Below are 21531 nucleotides of genomic sequence, written 5' to 3' on the forward strand. Positions count from 1 at the left end.
CCCTGGTCGGTGCTGTGGCGGGCCGGGGACGACTCCGAGCACGTCCGCGCCCTGGTCGCCTGCGCCCGGGCCCTGTCCCGGAAGTTCGGGTGGCTGAAACCGCAGCAGCGGGTGGCCGGCTGACGGCATGCCTGGCCAGTCGAGGTCGTCGTCAGGGGTGCTGGTCCCCGCCGGCGTGGTCCAGCGCGTCGACTTCGACCACGAGACGGTCGACGTGGATCTGACCAAGGAGCAGGTCACGAGCTCCCTGCTGCTCGAGGCGGAGGACGGCCTTGGCGATTGAGACGCAGATGCCTTCGTGATCTGGTGCGAATCATGATCGGGCATCCATGGCGAGGCGCGGCCGCTGAGCGGCGTGCCGGTCCGGGCATCGCCGCCCGCTCCGGCGCGCCCTTTTTCCCGAATGACTGAGCTCTCACCCGCGGGTCGTCGCCCGCGGCACGACGTGGTCTGATGGCTGCGGGTTCGCGTACGGGGCCTACTCACCCGGCGAGAGCACGCTCGAGCGTCAAGGCCATGTGCCGGTGTCCGATGGTCTCGTAGCCGACGACCGTCACGACCGGCGCGAGCATCAGCATGACGAGGCAGATTGCCATGGGGACACTGAGCGCGGCCATGGCGAAGGCGGCGGTGAGCACGGCGGCCGTGCCAGCCAACAACGTGAGGGCGAACGAGTCCCAGGCGTGGACGAGGTAGGTGTAGCTCGCGAACAGGGTGATCACGAACGCGGCAACCGGCAGCGCGACGGCCAGCACGGTGGAGGCGGCTCCGATGTGGGCCTGGCCGGCGAGGTAGTAGGCCGCCACCTGAAGCCCCGCGCCGGTGGCCACCACGGATGCGAAGAGCAGGATGTGGGCGTAGCCCCAGGGAAGTCCGCGCTCCCGGTGGGCCTGCAACAGCTCGCCCGTCGGGACGAGGAAGTACATCCACCACATGCCGAACGTCAGCCCCGTGCCGGCCAGGGCGACCAGGGCGGCGTCGAAGGTCCAGCCCTGCGCCCCCACCACGGCGCCGAGGGAAGCGACCGTGCCGATCACGCCTTCCCCGAGCGCGATGATCGTCAACAGCGCGTAGCGCTCGGCGATGTGCTGGGCGTGCCAGGGCGTCCCGCCCTTGCGCCGCTCGGCGAGGAGCGGGCCACCCACCTCGATGAGCAGGAACAGCGATCCCCAGGCGAAGAAGGCTCCGAGCGTCAGGTGGGCCGGGATCAGCGCGACCCACCCGACCTGGGCGATCCCGATCGTGACGGCGTAGTCCAGGCAGGCTCGCCGCCGCGACGGGTCGTGCTTCGCGGCCCGGAGCCAGAGGAAGACCATTGCCACGCGCATGACGACGTAGCCGGCGACGGCGACGGCGTTGCTGACCGGCCCCCCTGTGTCGAGGGACTGGAACACCTGGGGCAGGCTGAGTGCGAGGATGAGCACCCCAACCATCTGGACCATCGTCGCGAGGCGGAACGCCCAGTCGTCGGTGTCGTAGGCCGAGGCGAACCAGGAGAAGTTCGTCCAGGCCCAGCAGATGGCGAACGTGGCGAACCCGAAGCCGATCAGGCCGCCGGCCAGGTGGCCCTGGCCGAGCAGGTGAGCGAACTGGTCGGCGTCCTGTCCGAACGCCACCACGAAGGTCAGGTCATAGAGCAGCTCCAGCGGTGTCGCGTTCCGGTGGTCCTCGTCAGGGTCGCGACCCGACATTCGCCGCAGCCGGTGTGCACGCGTCTCCGGCGCCCGGCCCGTCATCAGCCACCTCCTCCGCACAGGTGTCCGGTGAGGTCTCGCTGAAGCGACCCAGGCCCGACGAACGGCCACTTGCTCATGCGCCGGACGATCCCGCTGTGAACAAGGCATGGAGATCGCGCTGTCCTCGAAGGGTCGCCGGGCAACTCTCCTTCGTCGCCCGCTCCGTACCTGTACCTCGTCGTGCCGGCCGCCCCACCTGGGCGTGTCGGGCAATCTCCACATGTAGCTGTATCAGCGTCTTCTTCAGCGACCGCAATGCCAACGGTGCAGCGGCGACGTGCGCCGGTGATCGCACCGCCACAACCAGGCGTTCCCGTGCAGTGTTGCCTCGTCCCTGAGTGTCGACCCCGTCGGCCAACCCTGTCCGCCGGAGGCGGGCCTCGGGGCAGCGGGCGGCAGACGCGCTGCGCCGCATCCCATTACATGGCTTGGGCACGGCGTTGGTGTTCGGCCTCGGCCCGTTCCCTGATTCCCTGCAGCATGCGTCGCATCATCGAGTAGTCACCGAACTCCATCAGGAACACCGTGATCAGCGTTCCGGGGCGCCGCGAGTCGTAGAAAGTGTTGAGCCGACTGATCAGCCGGGTCCGCTGAGCGGGCAGTGGAATCAGCCGCCAGGCCCAGCTGCGCACCCGGCTTCGCCACAGCAGCCATTGCGGCCGGTCGAAGCCGTCAACGATGAACGACCGCCGCTCCGAGGGTTTCATGACCATGGGCAGCCACTGACCGACCTCGAGGTCTTGCAGCTCGGGAATGATCCTCCGGGCGCTGGGGCGGGCGAAGTTGTCCAGCAGGTCGTCGGCGTACCAGCCGGCGCGTCCACAGCCGACCTGAACCAACCATGGCCACACCTCCTCGGGTGGGGCGGCGATGGTGATGGCACGCGTGCTGCGGTAGTGGGCGCGGGGCAACAGGTCGTCTCCGGGCATCGTCGCGGTGACCTCGGCCGCGGTGGCGCCCCAGGTGCGGTGCCGGCGCCGTCGCAGCGGGGCCGTGAGGAATCGCGGCAGATCGGCGACGACGTCCCGGAGCTGGTGTGCCAGGTCTGCCGCGGTCGGCGGTGGTGGTGTCCACTTGCGCTCGGTGATCGTCGGACCGATGTCGGACATGGGGGTCACCTCCGTGACCACAAGAGATGGACCCGGGCGGGCGCCCGGCGGAAGAGGTGCTAGTAGTCGGCCCCGGTCCTGCCGGGCCAGTCGCGGTAGCGGGTCTCGGCGAGGATCGCGTCGCCGCCCGGCACCAGGGACCCTTCGCTCAGCTCGGCTCCGTTGTAGCGGGCATGGGGATCCGTGACGACCTCGCGCGGATCGCGGCGAGCGGTCAGGGCCTCCCGGAAGAATTCGTCCATCCGGAAGCGCTCGGGCCCGGCGACGTCGATCCTGCCGTTCAACGGCGACCCGACCGAGACTCGGGCTACCGCCTGGGCGACGTCGTCGCCGGCGATCGGCTGGAACAGGACCGGGGCCACCCGCACCTTGCCGTCGACGGTGGCGGCGTCGGCGATGCTCCCCACGAACTCAAAGAACTGCGTCGCATGCACGATCGAATATGAGATCGATGCCCCCTCGATCAGTCGTTCCTGAGCGAGCTTCGCCCGAAAGTAGCCGCTCTCGGACAGCCGCTCGGTCCCCACCACCGACAGCGCGACGTGGTGGGCTACGCCGGCTTTGGCTTCGGCGGCGAGCACATTGCGCGTTGAGGTCTCGAAGAATCTCATGACCGCGTCGTCCTCGAAGGACGGCGAGTTCGACACGTCGATCACCACGGAGGTGTCGACCAGTGCGTCGGCGAGTCCTTCGCCGGTGAGCGTGTTGACCCCGGTGTCCGGCGCCGCCGCCACCATGTCGTGGCCCTGATCCTCGAGTTTTGTGACAACTTTCGAACCGATCCGGCCGGTGCCCCCGATGACGACGATCTTCATGGCAAACCTTTCCGTACGGGTCGCACCCATGGCGGCTCGGACCGGGCACGCCTCGGGGCTGTGGAGGCCCAGGACAACTTCTTCAGGTGTGTGTCTTGTCGTGCGCCGCTCCGCTCGACGGATCGATAGCGCCCCTCCTCGGTGGCAAGCAGTACGTGCGCCCGGTGTCCATCCCGGTTAGGTGGTTCCGAGCCCGGCGCGCAGGAATGCGGTGGCCTGGTCGATGGCGGCCCGCGTCGCGCGGGTCTCGCTGAGTGCATTGAGCAGCATGAAGTCGTGGATGGTGCCGTTGTAGCGGACGGTTGTCACGGGGACGCCCGCTGAGCGGAGTTTTGCGGCGTAGATCTCTCCCTCGTCGCGCAGCACATCGGCCTCGTCCACGCACAGATAGGTGGGCGGTAGCCCGGTCATCTGCTCGGTGCTGGCCTGATTCGGCGATGCGGTGATCTCGGCGCGCTGTGCCGGGTCGGTGGTGTAGGCGTCCCAGAACCACTGCATCGCCTTGCGGGTGAGGTAGTAGCCGGTGGCGAACTGGTCGTAGGAGGCGGTGTTCATCGCCGCGTCGGTGACCGGGTAGTACATCGACTGCTGCAAGAAGCTGACATCGCCGCGGTCCTTGGCCATCAGCGCCAGCGCGGCTGTCATGTTGCCGCCGACTGACTCACCGGCCACCGCCATGCGGCTGGCGTCCAGACCCTTGGATGCCCCTTCGCGCGTGATCCACTGGGCGGTGGCGTAGCCCTGCTCGATCGCGGTTGGGTAGCTCGCCTCCGGCGAGTTCCGGTACTCCACGAACGCCAGTGCTGCCCGCGCGCCGACGGCGAGCTCGCGCACGAGCCGGTCGTGGGTCCCGGCGTTACCCAGGATCCAGCCTCCACCGTGCATGTACACGATGACCGGCAGCGTGCCCGTCGCGGTCTGCGGCCGAATGACGCGCACCCGGACGTCCCCGACCGGGGCCGGAACCGTGATCCATTCCTCGTCGACCGGGAGCTTGCCGATCGCACCAGACTGCGCGTCCTCAAGGACCTTCCGGGCATCGGCGGGCGTCATGTCGTACAAGAACGGTGGTTTGGAGAACGCATCGGCAACTTGCTGCGCCGCTGGCTCAAGGACGATCCGGCTTGCCGCAGTCATGACGGCGCCCCCCAGTCGAACCGGGACATGACCTCGGGCCATGAGCGCGCGGCACGACATCGGCACCGGCCACCGTCACGCACTGGGTCGTTCTGTCACCGAGGCGACGCTGGCAGCTGTCGCCCAGCGTGCCACGCGTCAGCGTTCGTGGCCCATGTTTGCGATGAGAGCGTACGCACCCCGTCGTTTCAGGAGCAACCCTGTGGAGCGAGTGGAGACCTCCTTTCCCAAGAAGTTGGGTTGACTGTCGGCGTGGGGCGGTTCAACCTGGTTTGGTCGCTTCCAGCCTCCGAGCGCAGCGCTTCAAGGAGGGGGCGCATGGGAACGCCGACCGGACGAGCCGTGTTGAAGGCGATCACCGCCGCGTTGGTCGGTCTGACCGCGGTCCAAGCCTCCGGCCCTGGCCCCCGCAGCGGAGACCGCATCGGCTGGTACGGGCGGCCCGGGATCCCATGGGCCAACGTGCTGGTGGTGCAACGGGGGTGAGTTGACGGATGTGGTGCACCGGGGGTGGGTTGACGGATCCAGCTGGACCCGGGTCATCGCAATCCTGCAGCAGCCCTGCCACTCGTGCTCGCGGTGCAGGTGCCGATGACTTAGGACCGGATGATCAACCCTGACCTGGAGTGGCTCATGGCGGATCGCATCGGCGCGACCACCGCGGAGGCTCGATCCAGCCGCGCCTCACCGCTCGCACCCCCAGCAGGTCGCCGAGCTCATCGTGGCGACGACCCACGCCGGGTCGTGGGGCCGTGCATGCGGGAGGCCCACACCGGCGGTGATGCGGGTAGCGGCGAACGCACTTCGCCGGCTGACGGGAAGGCGAGTTGGAGGAGCGATGATGCTGGACGAACAGAGCGAGCTTCGCGAGGGCTATGCCGAGGTCGGCGACGTACGACTGCACTATGTCGAGACCGGTGACGGGCCGCTGATGGTTCTGCTGCACGGCTTCCCCGAGTTTTGGTTCGGCTGGCGGAAACAGATCAAACCACTCGCGGCGGCGGGCTTTCGCGTCGTCGCACCGGACACGCGCGGCTACAACCTGTCCTCGCGGCCGACCGACGTGGCGGCCTACGCCGTCGACCGGCTGGCCGATGACATCCGCGGTCTCATCCGCGAGCTCGGGGCCGAATCCGCGCTGGTGGTCGGTCACGACTGGGGCGGAACCATCGCCTGGACCACCGCGATGAACCACCCCGAGGTGGTGGCGCGGCTGGCCATCCTCAACGCGGCCCATCCACGGAAGCTGTCGCAGGGACTGCACCACCCGGGCCAGCTCCGGAGATCCTGGTACTTCTTCTTCTTCGATCTCGCGGAACTGCCCGAAAGCGTGGTGCACGCCGACGACTGGCACTTCCTCCGGCACTTCCTGCGCGACGCCCGCCCGGCCTTTACTCCGGAGGAGATCGACCGCTACGTCGAGGCGTGGTCGCAACCAGGCGCAGCGACCGCGATGATCAACTACTACCGGTCCTCGGTGCGACAGTCGCAAAAGCGCGCCGAGGCGCAGCTTCGCCCGCTCGAGGCGCCCACGCTGGTGATCTGGGGGCAACGCGATCGCTTCCTCGAGCCAGAGCTGGCCCAGCCGGATCCCGACGACGTACCCAACCTCGTTCGCGTCGAGCGCCTGCCGGAGGCGTCGCACTGGGTCCATCACGACGAGGCTGAACGCGTCAGCCAGCTGCTGATCGACTTCTTCGCCCCCGCCCCACCAACCGAGAACCGCTGAAACTTGATGAAGTGCTCATTCAGCCTCGCCAGCCGGCCGCGGATAGCCGGGACGGTCGGACATGCCTCTGCCGCACCGGGCATGGCTCTCGCTCACCCGTCTGACCCCTGGCCGCATCGAACAGGGTGTCGTACGAGATCGGTTCCTGGCCTGGCGGAGGGGGGTCGCCTTGGAAGCTGAGATGCGCCAGCCGTTTGTGAGGGCGCGTGCCTGCCCGGCCGGATCTGCGACTTCTCAGCGCAGGGTTTCGACAGAGGGGAGTTCCTGACATGACCGCGTTAGAGCAGCCGGCCGGCGACCTCATCCGACCGTTCACGGTGCAGATCCCCGATGAGGCGCTGAAGGATCTGCGGCGCCGTCTGGTGGCGGCGCGGTGGCCGAGCAGGGAGTTGGTCGGCGACCGCTCACAAGGGGTGCAGCTGGCCACGATGCAGGCGCTGCGCGAGTACTGGGCGAGCGACTACGAGGGACGGCGGGTCGAGTCCCGGCTGAACGCGCTGCCACAGTTCACCACCGAGATCGACGGCGAGGACATCCACTTCATCCACGTCAAGTCCGGCCACCAGGACGCGTTACCGCTGATCATGACCCACGGCTGGCCCGGCTCGGTGATCGAGCTGCTCGATTCCGTCGGCCCGCTCACCGACCCCACCGCGCACGGCGGTACCGCCACGGACGCGTTCCACCTCGTGCTGCCGTCACTGCCTGGGTACGGCTTCTCCGCAGAGCCGGCCGAGGTCGGGTGGGACCTGATCCGGACTGCGCGGGCCTGGGCGGAGCTAATGCGCCGGCTCGGCTACGACCGCTATGTGGCCCAGGGCGGTGACGTCGGCGCCGGCGTCACCGACGCGATGGGACGCCTCGGCCCCCAGGGGCTGGTCGGCATCCACACCAACCTGCTCGTGCCCGCGCTCAACGATCCGGCGTCCCTGCCCAGCGACGGGGACGCCGAACGGGCTGCGCTCGCCGCGATCAAGACCTTCCAGACGAGCGGGAACGGCTACTTCGTCGAGATGTCCACGCGGCCGCAGACCATCGGCTACGCCTTGCTTGACTCGCCGGCCGCTCTGGCCGCCTGGATGATCGACCACGACACCGACGCCTACTACAAGATCGCTCGGGCGTTCGTGGACGGACAGCCCTCGGGCAACCTCACTCGCGACCACGTCCTCGACAACGTCACGGCCTACTGGCTGAGCGGCACCGGGGCGTCCGCGGCCCGCTCGTACTGGGAGGCCTACGGACCGGACGCCCCCTCCGCGGGCAGTCAGCCGCTCCCGCCGCCGCGGATGCCGGTCGGCTTCAGCACGTTCCCCGGTGAGATCTGGCGGACGCCCCGCAGCTGGGCCGAACACTCCTACCCCACCCTTAACTACTTCGCCGAGGCCGAGCGGGGCGGCCACTTCGCGGCCTGGGAGGAACCCGAACTGTTCGCGGCAGAGCTGCGAGCCGCGTTCCGTCCGCTGCGCGCACCGCAGGCTCCCGAGCCTCATCACTGACCCACGAGGCCCGAGCGCCCGGCGCGGATATCGCGACATCGTCCACCTGGTCGCCGCGCTTGACGTGGACGGTCTGGGGCGCGAGTGCCAGGCGGGCAGCCCCCGGTGAACGCCTCAGGGCGGCCTCTGCGGGTGATCCGGAGCCGTCCGCAGTGCGGTCGGTGCGGCCGTGGTCGTCTGGGCTACTCAGCGGTGGGACGGCCCGCTATGAGGATTCGCCGGGCCTGTAAGTTCCGGCGCTCCACTCATGACCCTCGGGGTCGAGCACCCGTGCGCGGCGGGTGCCCCATGCGGTGTTCTCGGGGGCGATGACCGGGGTCGCGCCAGCCGCTAACGCGCGCTGGTGCCAGGCGTCGACGTCGGCGGGGTCGCGCAGGCACAGGTAGACACCGCTGCCCACGCTCTCTCCGATCAGCGGCGGCGTGACGTAGTCGGCGTCGGCAGTGGCGATCATCAGCGCGGCGTCGCCGCGTCGTACCTCGGCATGCAGGACGCGGCCGTCCTCGCCGTCGTTACGCGTGACGACACGGAACCCAATGGCTTGGAGCCACTGCAGCGCGGACGGGGCGTCGCGGTAACTGATGTAGGCATGCTGCGTTGCTTCACCTGGCATTGGCTCGCCCTCTCTTGATGTACCCGGGATCGGGTATCGACCGTGGCCCACTCCCGGCTGATCCTCCGCGTCCTCGCCCTCGCTCCGATTAGTGGTTACGACGCCAAGAAGCACGTCGACTCGACGATCCGCCACTACTGGTCCGCCGACAAGGCGCAGATTTACCCCGTGCTCGGGAGCTTGGTCCCGGAGGGCTATGCCACTGTCGAGGTGGCTCCAGGAAGACCGGGCCGACCGCCAGGAGCACCGCATCACCGCGGCTGGCCGGGAGGCATTGCGGGAATGGCTCGCCTCCCCGCTGTCCGGGCACACCGACCGCGAGCCGTTCCCTGCGCGCCTGCTCTTCGCCAGCAACCTGACGGCTGTCGAGGTGCGCGGTCTGCTCGCGCAACCCCGCGCGCAGACCGAGTCGCTTCGGGTGTCCACGCAGTCAGTTCATTCTGTCCGATCCTGCGTGGCGGTGTTCGGTCAGGGGTGCAGCAGCTGGGCCCAGTTGTCGGGGACTGCGCCCTGGGGGCCTGGTACGGGTTGGTCTGCGGGGTGGTGGCGCGGGGGTGCGAGGGCGGGTCCCTGGTAGTAGTCCTGGGTTCGGAAGTCCCAGTACCAGTCCTCGCCCGGTTCGAAGCTCTGGATGTAGCGGTGCCCGGTGGCCTCGTGGTGCAGGCGGGCGTGCTGGCTGGGTGAGTTGTCGCAGCAGCCGATGTGACCGCATTGGGCGCACCGGCGGAGGTGGAACCACCAGCCAGGCGGTGCCCCGGCCAGGCATTCGACGCATCCGGTGCCGCTCGGCGGCGCATCGGGGTTGATCCCGGGGGTGTCGTTCATCGGCTGCCCTTCACGAAGGTGGGCGAAGCTGTGGGGCGTGCGCTGGGGCGGCTGGCCGTTCCAGCCGCGCCCGGTCCCAACCGGCGGCTTCCGCTGCGGCCTTGTAGGTGCTTTCAAGGAAGCGCATCAGGGCCGCCGCCGGATCGGGAGCTCGGCGAACCGCTTCATAGGGCAGCACAAACTCCGCGAGGTCCGCAGACCATCGGGCCGCCTCCGGTTGCACCGCGGCGACCGCGAAAGCGGCAGGTTCGGGGTAGGCGTAACTGTAGAAGAAGCCCTCGCCATCACCGCCGGGCCAGTACCCGGCGCTGCTGACCTCGTGCGAGTAGGCCTCTCGCATCACCTGCGGCCCGCAGTGCGGGGCGCCGCCCGGATGCGGGGGAGCGGTGCGCCCGGAGAATCGGGTGGTCGCAAGGTCGAGCCCGCCCCAGAACAGGTGCACCGGGCTCGCCTTGCCGACGAATCGACTGCGGAACTCGCCGAAGACCGGGACCATGGTCACCAACGCCCGCCAGAACAGCTGGGCCTGCCCTGGCGCGTACACCGTGTGGACCTCGTCACGGTCGAACGGGATCGCGCCCTCGATCTCCACCGGCATGGGCCAGACGTCGGTGTGCAAGTCGAGTTCGTCGAGCCGACCCATCAGCTCGGCGAAGAATTGCCGCACCGGGCCGCTGGTCAGCGGCATCGAGCGCTCGGCTCCGGACGCGGTGGTGATGTGGAGTCGATGCTCCCGCAGGTCGAGGCCGATCTGGAAGCTCTCGCCGCGGGGATGGTGCATCAGCGAGGTGGTGAAACCACGTGCGGTGACGGTCAGGGCGGCGTTCCACCAGTGGTTGGCCATGGGTGTGTTCTTCAGGGAGACCTTGCCAACCATCTGCAGCCACAGCTGCAGGGTGTCTCGGATCTCAGACCATCGACTCACCGGGAGGGCGGGCCAACGCGTGGGCTGGGGAACGTCCGGTCCCACCCACGCATTGCCGCCGCGCTCGCCGGTCATTCCCATCTGCGTCATTCCCATTGGCGGGCTCCGACACTGGCTCCACACCAGCGACGCTAGACCCTGCGCGGCCCCCGCACCCGCTCGCGCCGCGCTCTGCTCGCCTCTGTCTGTATCCGGGACCGCGGCATTGCACCCGGTGGCCGTGTGGCCAGACGATGCGGCGGAGCCTGTGCGGCCCGACGAGGGAGCATCGGCAGCGTCAGCCGGACAGCCGCGTCAAGAGGAACCAGGCGCTGGTGAGACCGCTGGTGAGCGCAAAGCACGTTGTTGGAACCACCACGAGGAGGGCCCAGTCGATCTCCGCGAGCAGCAGCGCCCCCGTGGCAACGAGGCCGCCCGCGACCACGACGTTGGCATTCACCCGTTCGAGCAGTCGCCCGAGCGGTATCGCGGTGACGCTCTTGGCTCGCCGCTCGAGCAGCTCCAGGAGGCCGCCGAAGACCACGCCGAGTGCCAGCAGCTCCGCTCCCAGGGCTCGCGGCGATTGCGAGGGGACGGTCAGCAAGACGGCGCTGAGCATGACGACGCCGAAGATGACCACTGTCTGGCCCGCGCGGATGCGCACGTCGACCGATCTCATGATCTCCTGAGCGTGGATGGAGACCGCGACGAAGAACAGGCCGACAAGCGCGCCGGCGACGCCGCCGGTGACGACGGCGAAAGTCTCCCAGCCGGGCATGTGGCGATGGAACCAGTCCGCCGATGCCGGCGCACACGTTCGGGCCCGCCGTCTGCCGGCCCGAGGCTTCTTAACGTGGGTGCCTCACAAGAGGGCCGAGCCTCCAGAGTCACTCCGGCGGCTGCGTCCCTGCCACTTCGTCAGCGAGCGGTCGGGCGCGCCATCCCTCGCCGATGGCTTCCTGATATGTCCCAGTCTTGGCCGGGGTAGGTCCCGCGTTCCACTCACGGCCTACACGCATCGCCCCGTCGCCGAGCGCCGCGAGAAGCACACGTCCACCGGCCGATGCTGCCGGACGTCGACTCTCTTGGAGAGCTCCGACCCAGGTGACGGAGCCCGGGCCATTGCCCCTGGATGCAGGTGATCGCTGTACTGATCCGCGATGGCTCCGACTACGATCGGGAGCACCGGGTTCATGCCGAACCGCACGGCTGCTGGGCTGACACTGACACCCGAGCGACGGTCCTTGAGGCAACTGAATCAGGGTCACTCATGACGACGGAGGATCGGCCCGCCACCGGAGCCCCTCGCGTCGGAGCCGCCCTAGTCGCGGAACAGGAGAGATCCATGACTGAGTCAATCAACAACGCGCCGCCGATCGTCCTCATTCACGGCTTGTGGATGACCCCCCGCAGCTGGGATCGCTGGGTGGAGTACTACCGGGCGAAGGGATATCACGTCATCGCGCCGGCCTACCCCGGGTTCGAGATCGAGGTGGAGGCGCTCCGCGAGAAGCCCGAGATCATCGCCGAAGCCACTGTCCCCGCGACACTCGAGCATCTCGTCGACGTGGTCGAGGGCCTTAGCGCGAGCCCCCCATCATCATGGGCCACTCCTTCGGCGGGACCTTCACCCAGCTCCTGGTCAACCGGGGCCTTGGCGCGGCCGCCGTGACGATCGACACGGCCCCACCCGAGGGCGTGCGGGTCAACCCCCCCGGCCCAGATCAGATCCCTGTTTCCGGTCCTGTCGAACCCCGCCAACCGGCACCGCGCCGTGGGCTTCACCAAGGAGCAGTTCCACTATGCGTTTGCGAACACTGTCAGCCGTGAGGAGTCCGACGCGGCGTACGACCGGCTCCACATCCCGGCGCCCGGCAGCTGGGTCTGGTCCTACGGCCTGATCGCCAACTGGAAGCCGGGCCACCAGGAGACCTGGGTCGACTACGACCTGGACGACCGTGCTCCGCTCCTGTTCATCATCGGCGGCAAAGACCACCTGATGCCGCCCTCGGTGATCCGCTCGAACGCCAAGAAGTACCGCAACTCCGAAGCGTTGACCGAGACCCACGAGTTCCCGGACCGCTCACACTTCACCGGTGTCGAGCCCGGCTGGGAACAGGTGGCCGACTACGCGCTCGAATGGGCGACCAGCCACGCGGGCACGCGGCAGAGCTGACAAACGACCGACCGCGGCAAGGTGGCCGTCCGGGCACGAGCGACGGTGTCGGTGACGGCCGGGCCGAGCGCACGTGCACATGGAGGCGTACAAGCGGGGGCCCGGGATCGACACCAGGGTCTCAAGGACGTCCAGCCCCGACGCGTCCCCGGACCCGGACGCAGGTCACTGAGCATGAGCCCATGCCCGGTGAAGCAACCGTGGGCACCGTCATGCTGCCCGTGAGCAGCGCAGCCGGTCACGGAGCGGGGGCTGGCAGCCGGCGCTCTTGGGCCCTTGCAGTGCCCCACCTGGAGACGTCTTGCCCGGCGGTGATCAGATCCGGTGATGGGTTGAGTTTGGATTCGCCATTTCCGCTCTCTGGGTTGGGAGGTTGGCTGAATGGAGTCGGTCAGCGCCGTGAGTGCGGACAGCTGTAACAGTGGCTGCGACACCGGAATCACCGCCCATCGATGACGGCTTCTCCCCGGCTACAGCCGGAGAGCTCTTCGCCACCGAGGTCGAGGCGGTGTGTCGGTGACGGCGCTAGCCGTGAGCTCTCGCGAGTACGCCACGGGAGCCCCGGTGAATACCCCGGCACCCCGACTCTCAGACATTCGGTACCGCGTCGCCCGAACGCCCTCGCTGAGGAGCTACGCCGCTTGCCGTGGCGAGCGGGGCGCGACCCATCCGAGAGTGGCCGGGCTCCGAGAGACTACCCAGCTCGGCGACGGCGCTCCTGACGGAATTCCCCGCCGCCGTCGCTCGATGGGTGGGCGAAGCCGGCTGAGAATGGAACTCCGATGGCCATCCACCACAAGTTCTTCACCGCCGCGGCGACCTTTGCCCTCCTCTTCGCCGCGAGCGCGGCGGCGTCACTTCCCGCGGGAGCAGCGACCCCGCAGTGCGGCCCGCACTGCATCCAAGTGTTCAGTGCCAAGTTCGGCACACCCACCAGCCCCACGTTCGTCGAGAGCGTGTTTCGAGGGCACCCGGCTGCGGGCGTTCCGGCGATCCTGGCCCGCCCCAGCAGCTCCGACCCCGCAGGGGACATGATCGTGCCCGCTGCGGGCACGGTATCCACGTTCTACGCGGCCGGCATGGTGTCCGCTGCCGTGAACAGTCACTACGGCACCGAGCGCGCCGTACAGATCGAATACGCGCCCCGCGGCTCGCCCACCGGCCTGTGCGCGGCCGTCGCGACCACCGCGTACCGGAACGAAGGCCTCACTCTGCAGCCGTGCCGGACCCCAGGACGGACCGTATTTATCATCGACACCGCCGACTCGCCCGCGACGGCGCCCACCTACTTCCCGATCGTCATCGGGAATACGACGGACTTCGTCCACCCGTTCGCCATGACCATCCAGGGCGACCCAGCCCATAAGCTGCTCCCGCAGATCACGATCCAGCACCTGCGGGGCAACCCGACAAACGTCCCGCGAAACCAGTTATGGGGTTCCACAATCTTGAACTAGGCAGCCCTAGTTTCAAGTTCTCTGTTACCAGCGGCGGCCGGTCGACACCGGGTCTCATGGGGCGCGCGGGCAACCACCGGCTGGGACAGTGGGAGTCGAGCACTAGAAGTGGATCCAGCGAGGCCGATCCGAGCTGGCCCAGCTGCTGCCAGGAGCAGATGGTGCGCGAGCGGGCAGGCACGGAACCGCACATGACGGCCCTCGGGTATCGCGTGGCCGCATGGCTTGGCCGCATGGGAGGAATCATGAGCACCACAGCACCCACGTCGGCGAGCCTGCGCGAGCCGCAGCTACTCGGCGAGACCGTCGTCCTGCTCGGCGGGAGCTCGGGGATCGGGCTGGAAACGGCGCGCCGGGCCCGCGCGGAGGGGGCTGAGGTGGTCCTCGTCGGCCGAGACCCCGACCGTCTCAAGCGTGCGGCCGAGGAGGTGGATGCCGCGCGGACGGCCGCGTTCGACGCTGCCGATCCGGGTGCGCTCTACCGCTTTTTCGACGAGCTACCGGGCCCGATCGATCACGTCCTGGTCACCTCGGCCGGCAACTACTATGCGCGGCTGACCGACCTGGACTTCGCACAGGTGCGCCGCATGGTCGACGAGCACCTGTTCCTGCCTATCCACGTCGCCCGGGCTGCTATCGGCAAGGTCCGGCCTCCGGGCGCCTTGCTGTTCATGGGCGGTACCGGAGGCCGACGACCCGCCCTCGGTCTGGTCCTGCCCGGTGCTTTAACGGCGGCGGGACCGGCGCTCATCGCCAACTTGGCCCTCGAGCTTCAACCGGTGCGGGTCAACATGATCGCCGCCGGCTTTGTCGACACGCCGCTGTCCGCCCGGCTGCTAGGTGATGATCTGGAGCGGCGCCGCGAGGAGCTGCGCAGCACGCTCCCCATCCGGCGGGTCGTCGGACCAACCGACGTGGCCGCGCTGGCTGTCCACCTCATGACCAACACCGCGCTCACCGGCGCAACCTTCGACATCGACGGCGGCCAACAGCTCGTCTGAGCCCGTCGCGGCCGGCGAACAGATGCCGGATCCACGCCCAGTTCCCCACGGTCATCAGGGCGCCGACACGCCGTCCTGCTCGACGCAACAACAACCAGCACAGACTGCTGGGGACACGACTGCGCCCGCGGCCCACGCGTCCGGTCCCTAGGCCTCCCAGTACGACCGCAGTTCCACCGGCACGCATCTATGACCCGCCGGGCCTTGCCGCCCGCTGCGAGCCCGTCTAGGCGGTCGGCCTCGCACCTGGTGGGGCTACCGGGTTGAGGTTCATGTCCAGGCGCCGCAGGTCGAGGGCGAGTCCGATGTGCATCACGCCGGTGACGAATGCGAACGCCGCGATGAGCGCTAGCAGGGCCACCGCCCCGGCACCGGGGCGCGCGAACATGATGACGCCGAACGCAGCCCACAGCACTCCACCGAGCGCGAGCAGCAGTGTTCGTCCGCCGGTGAACGGAAGCACGAAGGCCAGGACGATCTCGAGGATGCCGACGAGGATCGCCCACGCGGCGATGGCGTAGAGCAGCCCCAGGGCGGACAGGTTGGGCCAGACGAAGACGACGACGCCGACCGCGATCCCGAGCAGGCCCTCGAAGATGATCCAGGCGCGCTGGCCGCCGCGAATGGGCACGCTGAAGGCGCCGACGATCATGGCGATACCCGAAACGAGCGCGTAGGCACCGACCAGCGCGATCAGCGTGGCCAAGGCGATACCAGGCCAGAGAAGGATCACGATGGCGAAGATGATCGCCACGGCGCCGCGCACAGCCATGGCCTTCCAGATGCTGGCGAGTGCTCGCTCATTCTGGGGTACTTGTGTTTCTCGGTTCATCTCGCACTCCTTTCACCACGACTTCGCGGGAAGTGCCTCCTTCTGTTTCGAGCTTGCGAGCGGCGGCACGTATCCGCTCTGTGCGAGTGGGCTCGACCGATGTCGCGTGCCTGCGCGAGACTCGACGACGGCGATGCCGCGGCGGAGTCTCGGTCGGGCCATGCGGTGCGCGCTTCACGGGCAGATCCCCGGAACGGAGCGCGTCCACGCGCTCGCCCTGAGCGGTATCCGCCGAGGGCGCCGAGGACGGACCCCTCCCGGAGCGCGGACGCGATTCGGTGGTTGAGGGATGTTGAGGGAGTTCCGGGGAGCGGCGGGAGGGTCCTTCCAGGTGCACCGTCGACGGCACCCGCACGACCGGAAGCAAGCAGGAGCACCCAGGGCCAGGCCGGGCTTCACGCCGGCGACGTGCACCCCGCCGGCGATACCCGCGAGCGGGTCGAGAATTCGGACCTTCAGCAGCACGTTCATCGCGACCGTCACTCCGCCGACGAGTCTTTCAGGTCGAACCGATCGCGTGAAGCCCCGGACGCTGGCGCACATGCGGAGGAGGCGAACCGGCCGGCCTGCCGGCCAGCCCGCGAACCAATCCCCCGGATACCCTGCCGTCGGGGGGAGCGGCCGAACTAGGATCGCGTCGTGTCGCAGCGGGTCGACAAGGACTCGACGGTCGGGAAGGTCGGGGCGGCGAGGGCGCCAGCCGAGCGGGGCGCGGGGCGGCGCCCCATGGCCATTGCGTTGGGCGAACTAGGCGCTCTCGATCGGGCGGTGTTCCAGGCCGTGGCGCAGACGCCCACTCCTCACCTGGACGACGCCTTTCGCCGGCTCTCCTTGGTGGCAAACCGATCTCGGCTGTGGTTGGGCACGGCCGCGGCGATCGCCGTCCTGGGAGGACGACGCGGTCGGCTGGCCGCAGTCGAAGGCGTGCTGTCGATCGCCGCCACCTCGGCGGCCGTCAACATGGGCATCAAGCCGCTCGTCCGCCGTCGGCGTCCCCAGCGGGTTCGATCTGCGTGGCAGTGGGCTCGCAGTGTCCCGACGCCGGGATCGACCTCCTTTCCGTCCGGCCACTCCGCTTCGGCCTTCGCGTTTGCGTATGCGGTGGGGCGCCAGTATCCGGTGTTGGCCGTGCCGATCGGATTGGTGGCGACCGCGGTTGCGTACTCCCGAGTTCACACCGGTGTGCACTACCCGAGTGACGTCATACTGGGGTCCATCGTCGGGGCCGGAACGGCGGCCGTCGTCACGAGCGCCTACGAGCGCACGATTGGGGCGTCAGCACGACAACCGGTTCACGGCCGCCCGTCTTGAGCGCCCTCGCGCACCGTCGGCAACCCGCGCCCGGGAGCAGCCATGCGGAGGCGCGCCGAGGGCGAGGCGCCGGGATGGTGCGCCGCGATGCGTACGCGAAGCACCCTCCGCCGCATGGCGAAGCGAAGCGGTGAGCTGAGCGGCACCGCTTCTCCGTCGATACCGGCGGCCACCGTTGCGCCGGAGAAGATCTCGAACTCTGGTGCAGCCCAGGCGCGGCCCCGACCGGGCCTGCGGTCCGGTGCGTCGAGAATCAGGATCCCCAGGAGACCGCCATCGAGCGCCGGGCGAGTACCGGCCACGGGCGGGTCCAGCGCGTACGGGTTGTTCGACACCAACACGACCGCGAGCTGGGCGTGCTCACGCCCGACGTCGTCGGTGAGACGCAGGGACGCGGCATCCCCCATGGGGGACAGCACCGTCTGCGCAACCTCCACGAGGGTGCGCACCTTGGCGTCTCGATAGGTCGACTGGCGGACCGCCTCGCCATAGATGCCCAGAGAGACGTTGTTGAGGAATGTTCGGCCGTTGACTTCGCCCATGTCGATCCGGCGCTCGACGCCGGCACCGAAGGCGTCCAGCGCCCCGTTGAGGTCGTGTCTGTCAACACCTAGGTCCAGCGCAAAGTGGTTCCGCGTTCCGGCCGGGACACAGATGAACGGCAGCCCGTGCTCGGCGGCGGCCGAGGCGACCACAGCCAAAGATCCGTCCCCACCAGCCATCCCGAGCGCGTCCGCGCCGGCCGCCACCGCGTCGTCCACCTCCGCCGCCAGGTTCTGACCCGGCTCGAGGACGACCACCCTGATCCCACGATCGCGGGCCCTTCGCGCGACGCCCGCTCGAGTGGCGGCGCCGTCACCCGACCGTGGATTGACGAACAACGCGGGTCGTCTTGCGGGATCCGCAGGACTCCACCCATACCGGAGCACCCTGCGTGCGGACCTAGTACGTCCAACCGGCGACTCACTCACGGCGCCGCCCCCAAGGCAGGTCGTCATGGCGGGATGTGAACCCGGAGACCCGATGAGCGTACCTCGCTGTAGCGGCGGCACCGGCGATAACTGCGTCTTCCCCGGAACGCCAGTCGTGGCTAGCGTGGATGGGAGACGACCGCGACACGTAGACCGGGGAGGACCGCGACAAGAGACACATTTGAGGAGGTCTGACATGGCACTTTCCGATGACCTGGCCCGCCTCGCAGTACGTGCGAAAGAAGCGGAGGATCGGGCTGCCGCGGCGAGGACAGAGGCTCGCGAGCGGCTCGAACAGGACGTTGCCGACGCACGGCGCGCCACCCAGGAAACCGCGGACCGGATGCGTCAGCGCACCGAGGAGGTCAAGCAGAAGGCGGACGAGCGGGCCGACGACTTCCAGAAGTCTTGGAACGACCACATTCAGCGGGCCCGTGAACGCATCGACGCGCGCAAGGCCGAGCACGATGCCAAATCTGCCCAACACGAGGCGGAGGCGGCGGCGGACTACGCGGAATACGCCATCGCCATCGCCTACAGCGCAATCGAGGAGGCCGAGTACGCCGTCCTCGATGCCGTGCTGGCCAACTCCGACGCCGAAGCGGCAGCGTTGAAGGCCCAGAGCTGATGGTCACGCCGGTGGCGGGTGTCCCTCCCTCCACCGGCTTCTGTCTCGCTGGGCAGGGCAGTTGCCAGATGGCGCCGGATCTCGCGTGGCGTTCTCTACAGGAGGAACGCCGGTGTCGATTGGCCAGCGTTAACGAAGGCGGCGACCACCTGGCAGGCATTGCCTCGCGTGTGGCCCGGTCAGACCTGACGGTCGGAGTGATGGTTACCGGGCTCTCGGCGGCCACTGCAGAGGTGTTGACGGGTGGTGCCTCGTTGGCTCGATCGCGTGCGCCGGCCGGCTTTCACGCCAGGTGTTTAGGTGGGCTGAGTTGGCTGCCTTACCCAGAAGTACGTCGTGCTGTGCCAAGCCAACCATCAGCGCGGTGAGTACCTCGAGCGCGGCTCAGGAGCCCGCGCACCGCTTGTCCGACCTCTCGCGGGCTGACCTGCGGCGCCACCTCTCGCGCGAGGACGCCGCCAGCCGCATCTCAGCGTTCGTCTACGGCAACATCCTGGTGATGGCATCCCTCATCGCCCTGCACCCCCAGGACCTAGTCGGACCCACGGGGGTGGCCTACGTGACCGGCACGGCCGTGTCCACGCTCGTCGCGCACGTGGTCGCGGAGTCTGTGGGCATGCGAGTGCGCACCGATACCCACCCCCGACTGTCCACGGTCGTCCACGAGTTGCGCGACGCGGTACCCATCGCCAGTTCCGCCGCGGTGCCCACTCTGCTCATGATCGGCGCGCTTCTGGGCTGGCTGAACACAACCGATGCCCTACGGCTGGCCATCGCTGCCACCGTGCTGCGCCTGGCCAATCTGGGGTGGGCTGTCGGCCGCATCCGCGGGGAGCGGGCCTCGCCGCGCACATTCCTGTCGGGGATTCTCCTCGCCGCGGTGTGCGTGTCTGCCGCCGTCCTGAAGTGGTGGCTCATTCACTGACTCGGCCAGGGAGACAGGCCCATGGAATTCCTGATCACCATGACCACGCAGGTCCCCGATGGCACCGCTGAGGACGCCATTGCGGAGATGCGTTCTCGGGAGGCGACGCGGGCGGCCCAGCTCATCGGGCAGGGCAACCTACTCCGGCTGTGGAGGCCGCCACTGCAGCCGGGAGAGTGGCGTACCTACGCGCTGTTCACCGCGGCCGACGTCGACGAGCTCGAAGAGTTACTCACCTCGATGCCTCTGCGCGCCTGGCGCACCGACGAGGTCACGCCGCTCTCGGAGCACCCGAACGACCCGGCCCGCCGCGGGACCACACCGGTGGCCGCCCCGGGCAGCGAGTACTTCACGTGGTTCACGCTGGTGATTCCCGCCGATACCGCGCCGGAGACCGTGGCCGCTGTGACCGCGGCGGAAGCCCGTTGCACAGCGGAACTGGCAAGCAAGGGCCGGCTGCTGCGACTGTGGGTGCTGCCAGGCGACGGCCGGGCACTTGGCCTGTGGGCGGCCAGCGACATCGACGCCATGCGCGCGGATCTCGAAACGCTGCCGATGGTCGGCTGGCTCGGCGTGGACATCACGCCACTTTCGGTGCACCCCAGCGACCCGCACGCGTAGCCGTGCATTGGCGGGGTGGGGCCTCCGGAGCAGGTGACGAGGTCGCGAGACTCCGGACGGTGGCTCCTCGGCGCCGCCGCTGACGGACACCGCTACCTCCGACTGTCCTAAACACATGGCGGTGCGACGATTGCGTTCGGACCGTCGTGGCGGGGCGCTTGGGGCCCATCTCCTTTGGCGCGCGCACCCGACCCCCGCGTCGTGGCAGGCGCCGCTGCAGCACAGCATCCGCAGGGAGGCCCGATAGCGGTTGCTGCTTTCAGGCTGCCACAGCGTTTGCGGCTTGGCGGATCAGTGCGGTGACGGCCTCCGGCTGGGAGAGATAGATCGAGTGGCTTCCCGCGGATTCGACCACGGTGGAGCCGGCACGCTCGGACATGGCGCGTTGTGCCGGCGGCGGGATCATCTGGTCGTCGGTGGCGATCAGGTACCAGCTGGGCCTGGACCGCCACGCGGGTTCGGTGATCGCTCCGTTGAGTGCTTCGACGCCCCACGGGATCTGAGAGTCGGCCATGAACGCGGCCTGGTCGATGGGTAGGTCGCCGGCGAACGCGGCGGGGAACTTGTCCTTGTCCAGCAAGAGGAATCCGTCCCTCGGCGGCAGGATCGGCGGCACCGGCGCGCCGGGCGGCGGGTCGGCGAGGAGGGTGTTGACCGACTCGCCGCGGTCGGGGACGAACGCGGTGATGTAGACCAGGGCGGCGACGTTGTCGTGGGTGCCGGCTTCGGTGATGACCGCACCGCCGTACGAGTGGCCGACGAGTACGGTCGGCCCCTCTTGTGCGTCCAGCACCCAGCGCGTGGCGGCCACGTCGCCGGCAAGCGACAGTGTCGGGTTCTGAACGACGCTGACGCGGCGGCCGTCCAGCCTGAGCTGGTCGTACACCGCTTGCCATCCGGAGCCGTCGACGAAGCCGCCGTGGACGAGGACGACCTTCGTCCCCGCGTTGCCTGCGTTCATGGTGATCTCCATTCCGGACCGACGTCGGTACCGGGACTCACGCCCGACCGCCCCAGCGTCCGCCGAGCGGTACTCCGGTTCAAGCCACCCCGTACGGGGGCTCGGGCCAATCGATCTTGTTGACAGCGACTACCGCATGCCGAACATCGGCCAGGCCTGGTGGGCCACCCAGCCGGGGTACCGCTGACCCATGGCGTCGAACAGCTCGCGGTCGCTGGTGGCTTCCTCCTTCAGGCGGCCGAAGTCGATCAGGTATCGCCGCGTCCACTCGATGGCCTCCG

At 68.8% G+C, this 21531-nt stretch carries 20 protein-coding genes and 1 pseudogene; 10 read left to right on the forward strand and 11 right to left on the reverse strand.

All coding sequences use genetic code 11. The features are described from left to right. Nucleotides 1–157: 157 nt before the first annotated feature. On the forward strand, nt 158–283 hold the full coding sequence (locus GD880_RS21095) for a hypothetical protein (RefSeq protein WP_264372307.1): 126 nt from the start codon (nt 158–160) through the stop codon (nt 281–283). A 199-nt stretch (nt 284–482) separates the two neighbouring features. Here the strand turns inward: GD880_RS21095 and GD880_RS19925 are convergent, their stop codons facing one another. The 4 genes from GD880_RS19925 to GD880_RS19940 all read right to left on the reverse strand — a co-directional run bounded on the left by GD880_RS19925 (nt 483) and on the right by GD880_RS19940 (nt 4797). Further along, nucleotides 483–1691: a low temperature requirement protein A gene (locus GD880_RS19925; protein WP_152233355.1), complete on the reverse strand. Its 1209-nt coding sequence runs from the start codon at nt 1689–1691 to the stop codon at nt 483–485. A gap of 464 nt (nt 1692–2155) precedes the next feature. Then, a complete protein-coding gene (locus GD880_RS19930) occupies nt 2156–2845 on the reverse strand; it encodes an SRPBCC family protein (RefSeq protein WP_226909861.1) in 690 nt (229 codons plus the stop codon). Between the two features lie 59 nt (nt 2846–2904). Beyond that, entirely contained in the window at nt 2905–3660 is a 756-nt protein-coding gene (locus GD880_RS19935; protein WP_152233356.1) for an SDR family oxidoreductase, read from the reverse strand. Between the two features lie 177 nt (nt 3661–3837). Further along, nucleotides 3838–4797 (reverse strand): alpha/beta hydrolase, encoded by a 960-nt coding sequence (locus GD880_RS19940; protein ID WP_152233357.1) that lies wholly within the window; start codon nt 4795–4797, stop codon nt 3838–3840. An 838-nt stretch (nt 4798–5635) separates the two neighbouring features. On the opposite strand from GD880_RS19940, the gene GD880_RS19945 reads away from it, so the two are divergent. Together GD880_RS19945 and GD880_RS19950 are read left to right on the forward strand one after the other, a co-directional pair. Then, complete coding sequence (locus GD880_RS19945; protein ID WP_152233358.1) at nt 5636–6526, forward strand: alpha/beta fold hydrolase; 891 nt, start codon at nt 5636–5638, stop codon at nt 6524–6526. A 269-nt stretch (nt 6527–6795) separates the two neighbouring features. Continuing rightward, nucleotides 6796–8025 (forward strand): epoxide hydrolase family protein, encoded by a 1230-nt coding sequence (locus tag GD880_RS19950; RefSeq protein WP_152233359.1) that lies wholly within the window; start codon nt 6796–6798, stop codon nt 8023–8025. Nucleotides 8026–8230: 205 nt separating this feature from the next. Here the strand turns inward: GD880_RS19950 and GD880_RS19955 are convergent, their stop codons facing one another. The 4 genes from GD880_RS19955 to GD880_RS19975 all read right to left on the reverse strand — a co-directional run bounded on the left by GD880_RS19955 (nt 8231) and on the right by GD880_RS19975 (nt 11145). Then, on the reverse strand, nt 8231–8638 hold the full coding sequence (locus GD880_RS19955) for a VOC family protein (RefSeq protein WP_152233360.1): 408 nt from the start codon (nt 8636–8638) through the stop codon (nt 8231–8233). A gap of 468 nt (nt 8639–9106) precedes the next feature. Beyond that, nucleotides 9107–9463 (reverse strand): UBP-type zinc finger domain-containing protein, encoded by a 357-nt coding sequence (locus GD880_RS19965; protein ID WP_152233361.1) that lies wholly within the window; start codon nt 9461–9463, stop codon nt 9107–9109. A 10-nt stretch (nt 9464–9473) separates the two neighbouring features. Beyond that, nucleotides 9474–10484, reverse strand: a complete 1011-nt coding sequence (locus GD880_RS19970; protein WP_226909862.1) for a DUF5996 family protein — start codon at nt 10482–10484, stop codon at nt 9474–9476. A 181-nt stretch (nt 10485–10665) separates the two neighbouring features. Then, entirely contained in the window at nt 10666–11145 is a 480-nt protein-coding gene (locus GD880_RS19975; protein WP_152233362.1) for a hypothetical protein, read from the reverse strand. A 567-nt stretch (nt 11146–11712) separates the two neighbouring features. Here GD880_RS19975 and GD880_RS21285 point away from each other — a divergent pair. The 3 genes and pseudogenes from GD880_RS21285 (at nt 11713) to GD880_RS19990 (ending at nt 15001) form a co-directional block, all read left to right on the forward strand. Further along, nucleotides 11713–12543: pseudogene (locus GD880_RS21285) on the forward strand (alpha/beta hydrolase). A gap of 782 nt (nt 12544–13325) precedes the next feature. Then, complete coding sequence (locus tag GD880_RS19985) at nt 13326–14000, forward strand: hypothetical protein (RefSeq protein WP_152233363.1); 675 nt, start codon at nt 13326–13328, stop codon at nt 13998–14000. Nucleotides 14001–14245: 245 nt separating this feature from the next. After that, nucleotides 14246–15001 carry an SDR family oxidoreductase gene (locus tag GD880_RS19990; protein WP_152233364.1) on the forward strand — a complete coding sequence of 252 codons (756 nt, stop codon included), beginning with the start codon at nt 14246–14248 and terminating at the stop codon, nt 14999–15001. 226 nt (nt 15002–15227) lie between these two features. Here GD880_RS19990 and GD880_RS19995 read toward each other — a convergent pair whose 3' ends face one another. Next, a complete protein-coding gene (locus tag GD880_RS19995) occupies nt 15228–15833 on the reverse strand; it encodes an HdeD family acid-resistance protein (RefSeq protein ID WP_152233365.1) in 606 nt (201 codons plus the stop codon). A gap of 639 nt (nt 15834–16472) precedes the next feature. Here GD880_RS19995 and GD880_RS20000 point away from each other — a divergent pair. Beyond that, a complete protein-coding gene (locus GD880_RS20000) occupies nt 16473–17144 on the forward strand; it encodes a phosphatase PAP2 family protein (RefSeq protein ID WP_226909865.1) in 672 nt (223 codons plus the stop codon). Here GD880_RS20000 and GD880_RS20005 read toward each other — a convergent pair. Then, entirely contained in the window at nt 17126–18313 is a 1188-nt protein-coding gene (locus tag GD880_RS20005; RefSeq protein WP_152233366.1) for a diacylglycerol/lipid kinase family protein, read from the reverse strand. The genes GD880_RS20000 and GD880_RS20005 overlap by 19 nt on opposite strands. On the opposite strand from GD880_RS20005, the gene GD880_RS20010 reads away from it, so the two are divergent. The 3 genes from GD880_RS20010 to GD880_RS20020 all read left to right on the forward strand — a co-directional run bounded on the left by GD880_RS20010 (nt 18312) and on the right by GD880_RS20020 (nt 20289). Continuing rightward, complete coding sequence (locus GD880_RS20010) at nt 18312–18743, forward strand: YtxH domain-containing protein (protein ID WP_152233367.1); 432 nt, start codon at nt 18312–18314, stop codon at nt 18741–18743. The two genes, GD880_RS20005 and GD880_RS20010, sit on opposite strands and share 2 nt — an antisense overlap. Before the next feature lie 364 nt (nt 18744–19107). Beyond that, entirely contained in the window at nt 19108–19668 is a 561-nt protein-coding gene (locus GD880_RS20015) for a hypothetical protein (protein ID WP_152233368.1), read from the forward strand. 21 nt (nt 19669–19689) lie between these two features. Beyond that, nucleotides 19690–20289: a muconolactone Delta-isomerase family protein gene (locus GD880_RS20020; protein ID WP_152233369.1), complete on the forward strand. Its 600-nt coding sequence runs from the start codon at nt 19690–19692 to the stop codon at nt 20287–20289. A gap of 259 nt (nt 20290–20548) precedes the next feature. Here the strand turns inward: GD880_RS20020 and GD880_RS20025 are convergent, their stop codons facing one another. Beyond that, complete coding sequence (locus GD880_RS20025) at nt 20549–21250, reverse strand: alpha/beta fold hydrolase (protein ID WP_152233370.1); 702 nt, start codon at nt 21248–21250, stop codon at nt 20549–20551. Between the last annotated feature and the right edge of the window lie 281 nt (nt 21251–21531).

The organism is Georgenia ruanii (assembly GCF_009193175.1).
Lineage (GTDB): Bacteria > Actinomycetota > Actinomycetes > Actinomycetales > Actinomycetaceae > Georgenia > Georgenia ruanii.

Bases quoted from the DNA above. Each gene is read 5' to 3' on its own strand.
- GD880_RS20020 (WP_152233369.1), top strand. From the start codon at position 19,690: ATGGAATTCCTGATCACCATGACCACGCAGGTCCCCGATGGCACCGCT.
- GD880_RS19935 (WP_152233356.1), bottom strand. From the start codon at position 3,660: ATGAAGATCGTCGTCATCGGGGGCACCGGCCGGATCGGTTCGAAAGTT.
- GD880_RS20010 (WP_152233367.1), top strand. From the start codon at position 18,312: ATGGCACTTTCCGATGACCTGGCCCGCCTCGCAGTACGTGCGAAAGAA.
- GD880_RS19940 (WP_152233357.1), bottom strand. From the start codon at position 4,797: ATGACTGCGGCAAGCCGGATCGTCCTTGAGCCAGCGGCGCAGCAAGTT.
- GD880_RS20025 (WP_152233370.1), bottom strand. From the start codon at position 21,250: ATGAACGCAGGCAACGCGGGGACGAAGGTCGTCCTCGTCCACGGCGGC.
- GD880_RS19995 (WP_152233365.1), bottom strand. From the start codon at position 15,833: ATGAACCGAGAAACACAAGTACCCCAGAATGAGCGAGCACTCGCCAGC.
- GD880_RS19990 (WP_152233364.1), top strand. From the start codon at position 14,246: ATGAGCACCACAGCACCCACGTCGGCGAGCCTGCGCGAGCCGCAGCTA.
- GD880_RS19925 (WP_152233355.1), bottom strand. From the start codon at position 1,691: ATGTCGGGTCGCGACCCTGACGAGGACCACCGGAACGCGACACCGCTG.
- GD880_RS20005 (WP_152233366.1), bottom strand. From the start codon at position 18,313: ATGTCAGACCTCCTCAAATGTGTCTCTTGTCGCGGTCCTCCCCGGTCT.
- GD880_RS19930 (WP_226909861.1), bottom strand. From the start codon at position 2,845: ATGTCCGACATCGGTCCGACGATCACCGAGCGCAAGTGGACACCACCA.
- GD880_RS19945 (WP_152233358.1), top strand. From the start codon at position 5,636: ATGATGCTGGACGAACAGAGCGAGCTTCGCGAGGGCTATGCCGAGGTC.
- GD880_RS19965 (WP_152233361.1), bottom strand. From the start codon at position 9,463: ATGAACGACACCCCCGGGATCAACCCCGATGCGCCGCCGAGCGGCACC.
- GD880_RS19985 (WP_152233363.1), top strand. From the start codon at position 13,326: ATGGCCATCCACCACAAGTTCTTCACCGCCGCGGCGACCTTTGCCCTC.
- GD880_RS19950 (WP_152233359.1), top strand. From the start codon at position 6,796: ATGACCGCGTTAGAGCAGCCGGCCGGCGACCTCATCCGACCGTTCACG.
- GD880_RS19955 (WP_152233360.1), bottom strand. From the start codon at position 8,638: ATGCCAGGTGAAGCAACGCAGCATGCCTACATCAGTTACCGCGACGCC.
- GD880_RS19970 (WP_226909862.1), bottom strand. From the start codon at position 10,484: ATGGGAATGACGCAGATGGGAATGACCGGCGAGCGCGGCGGCAATGCG.
- GD880_RS19975 (WP_152233362.1), bottom strand. From the start codon at position 11,145: ATGCCCGGCTGGGAGACTTTCGCCGTCGTCACCGGCGGCGTCGCCGGC.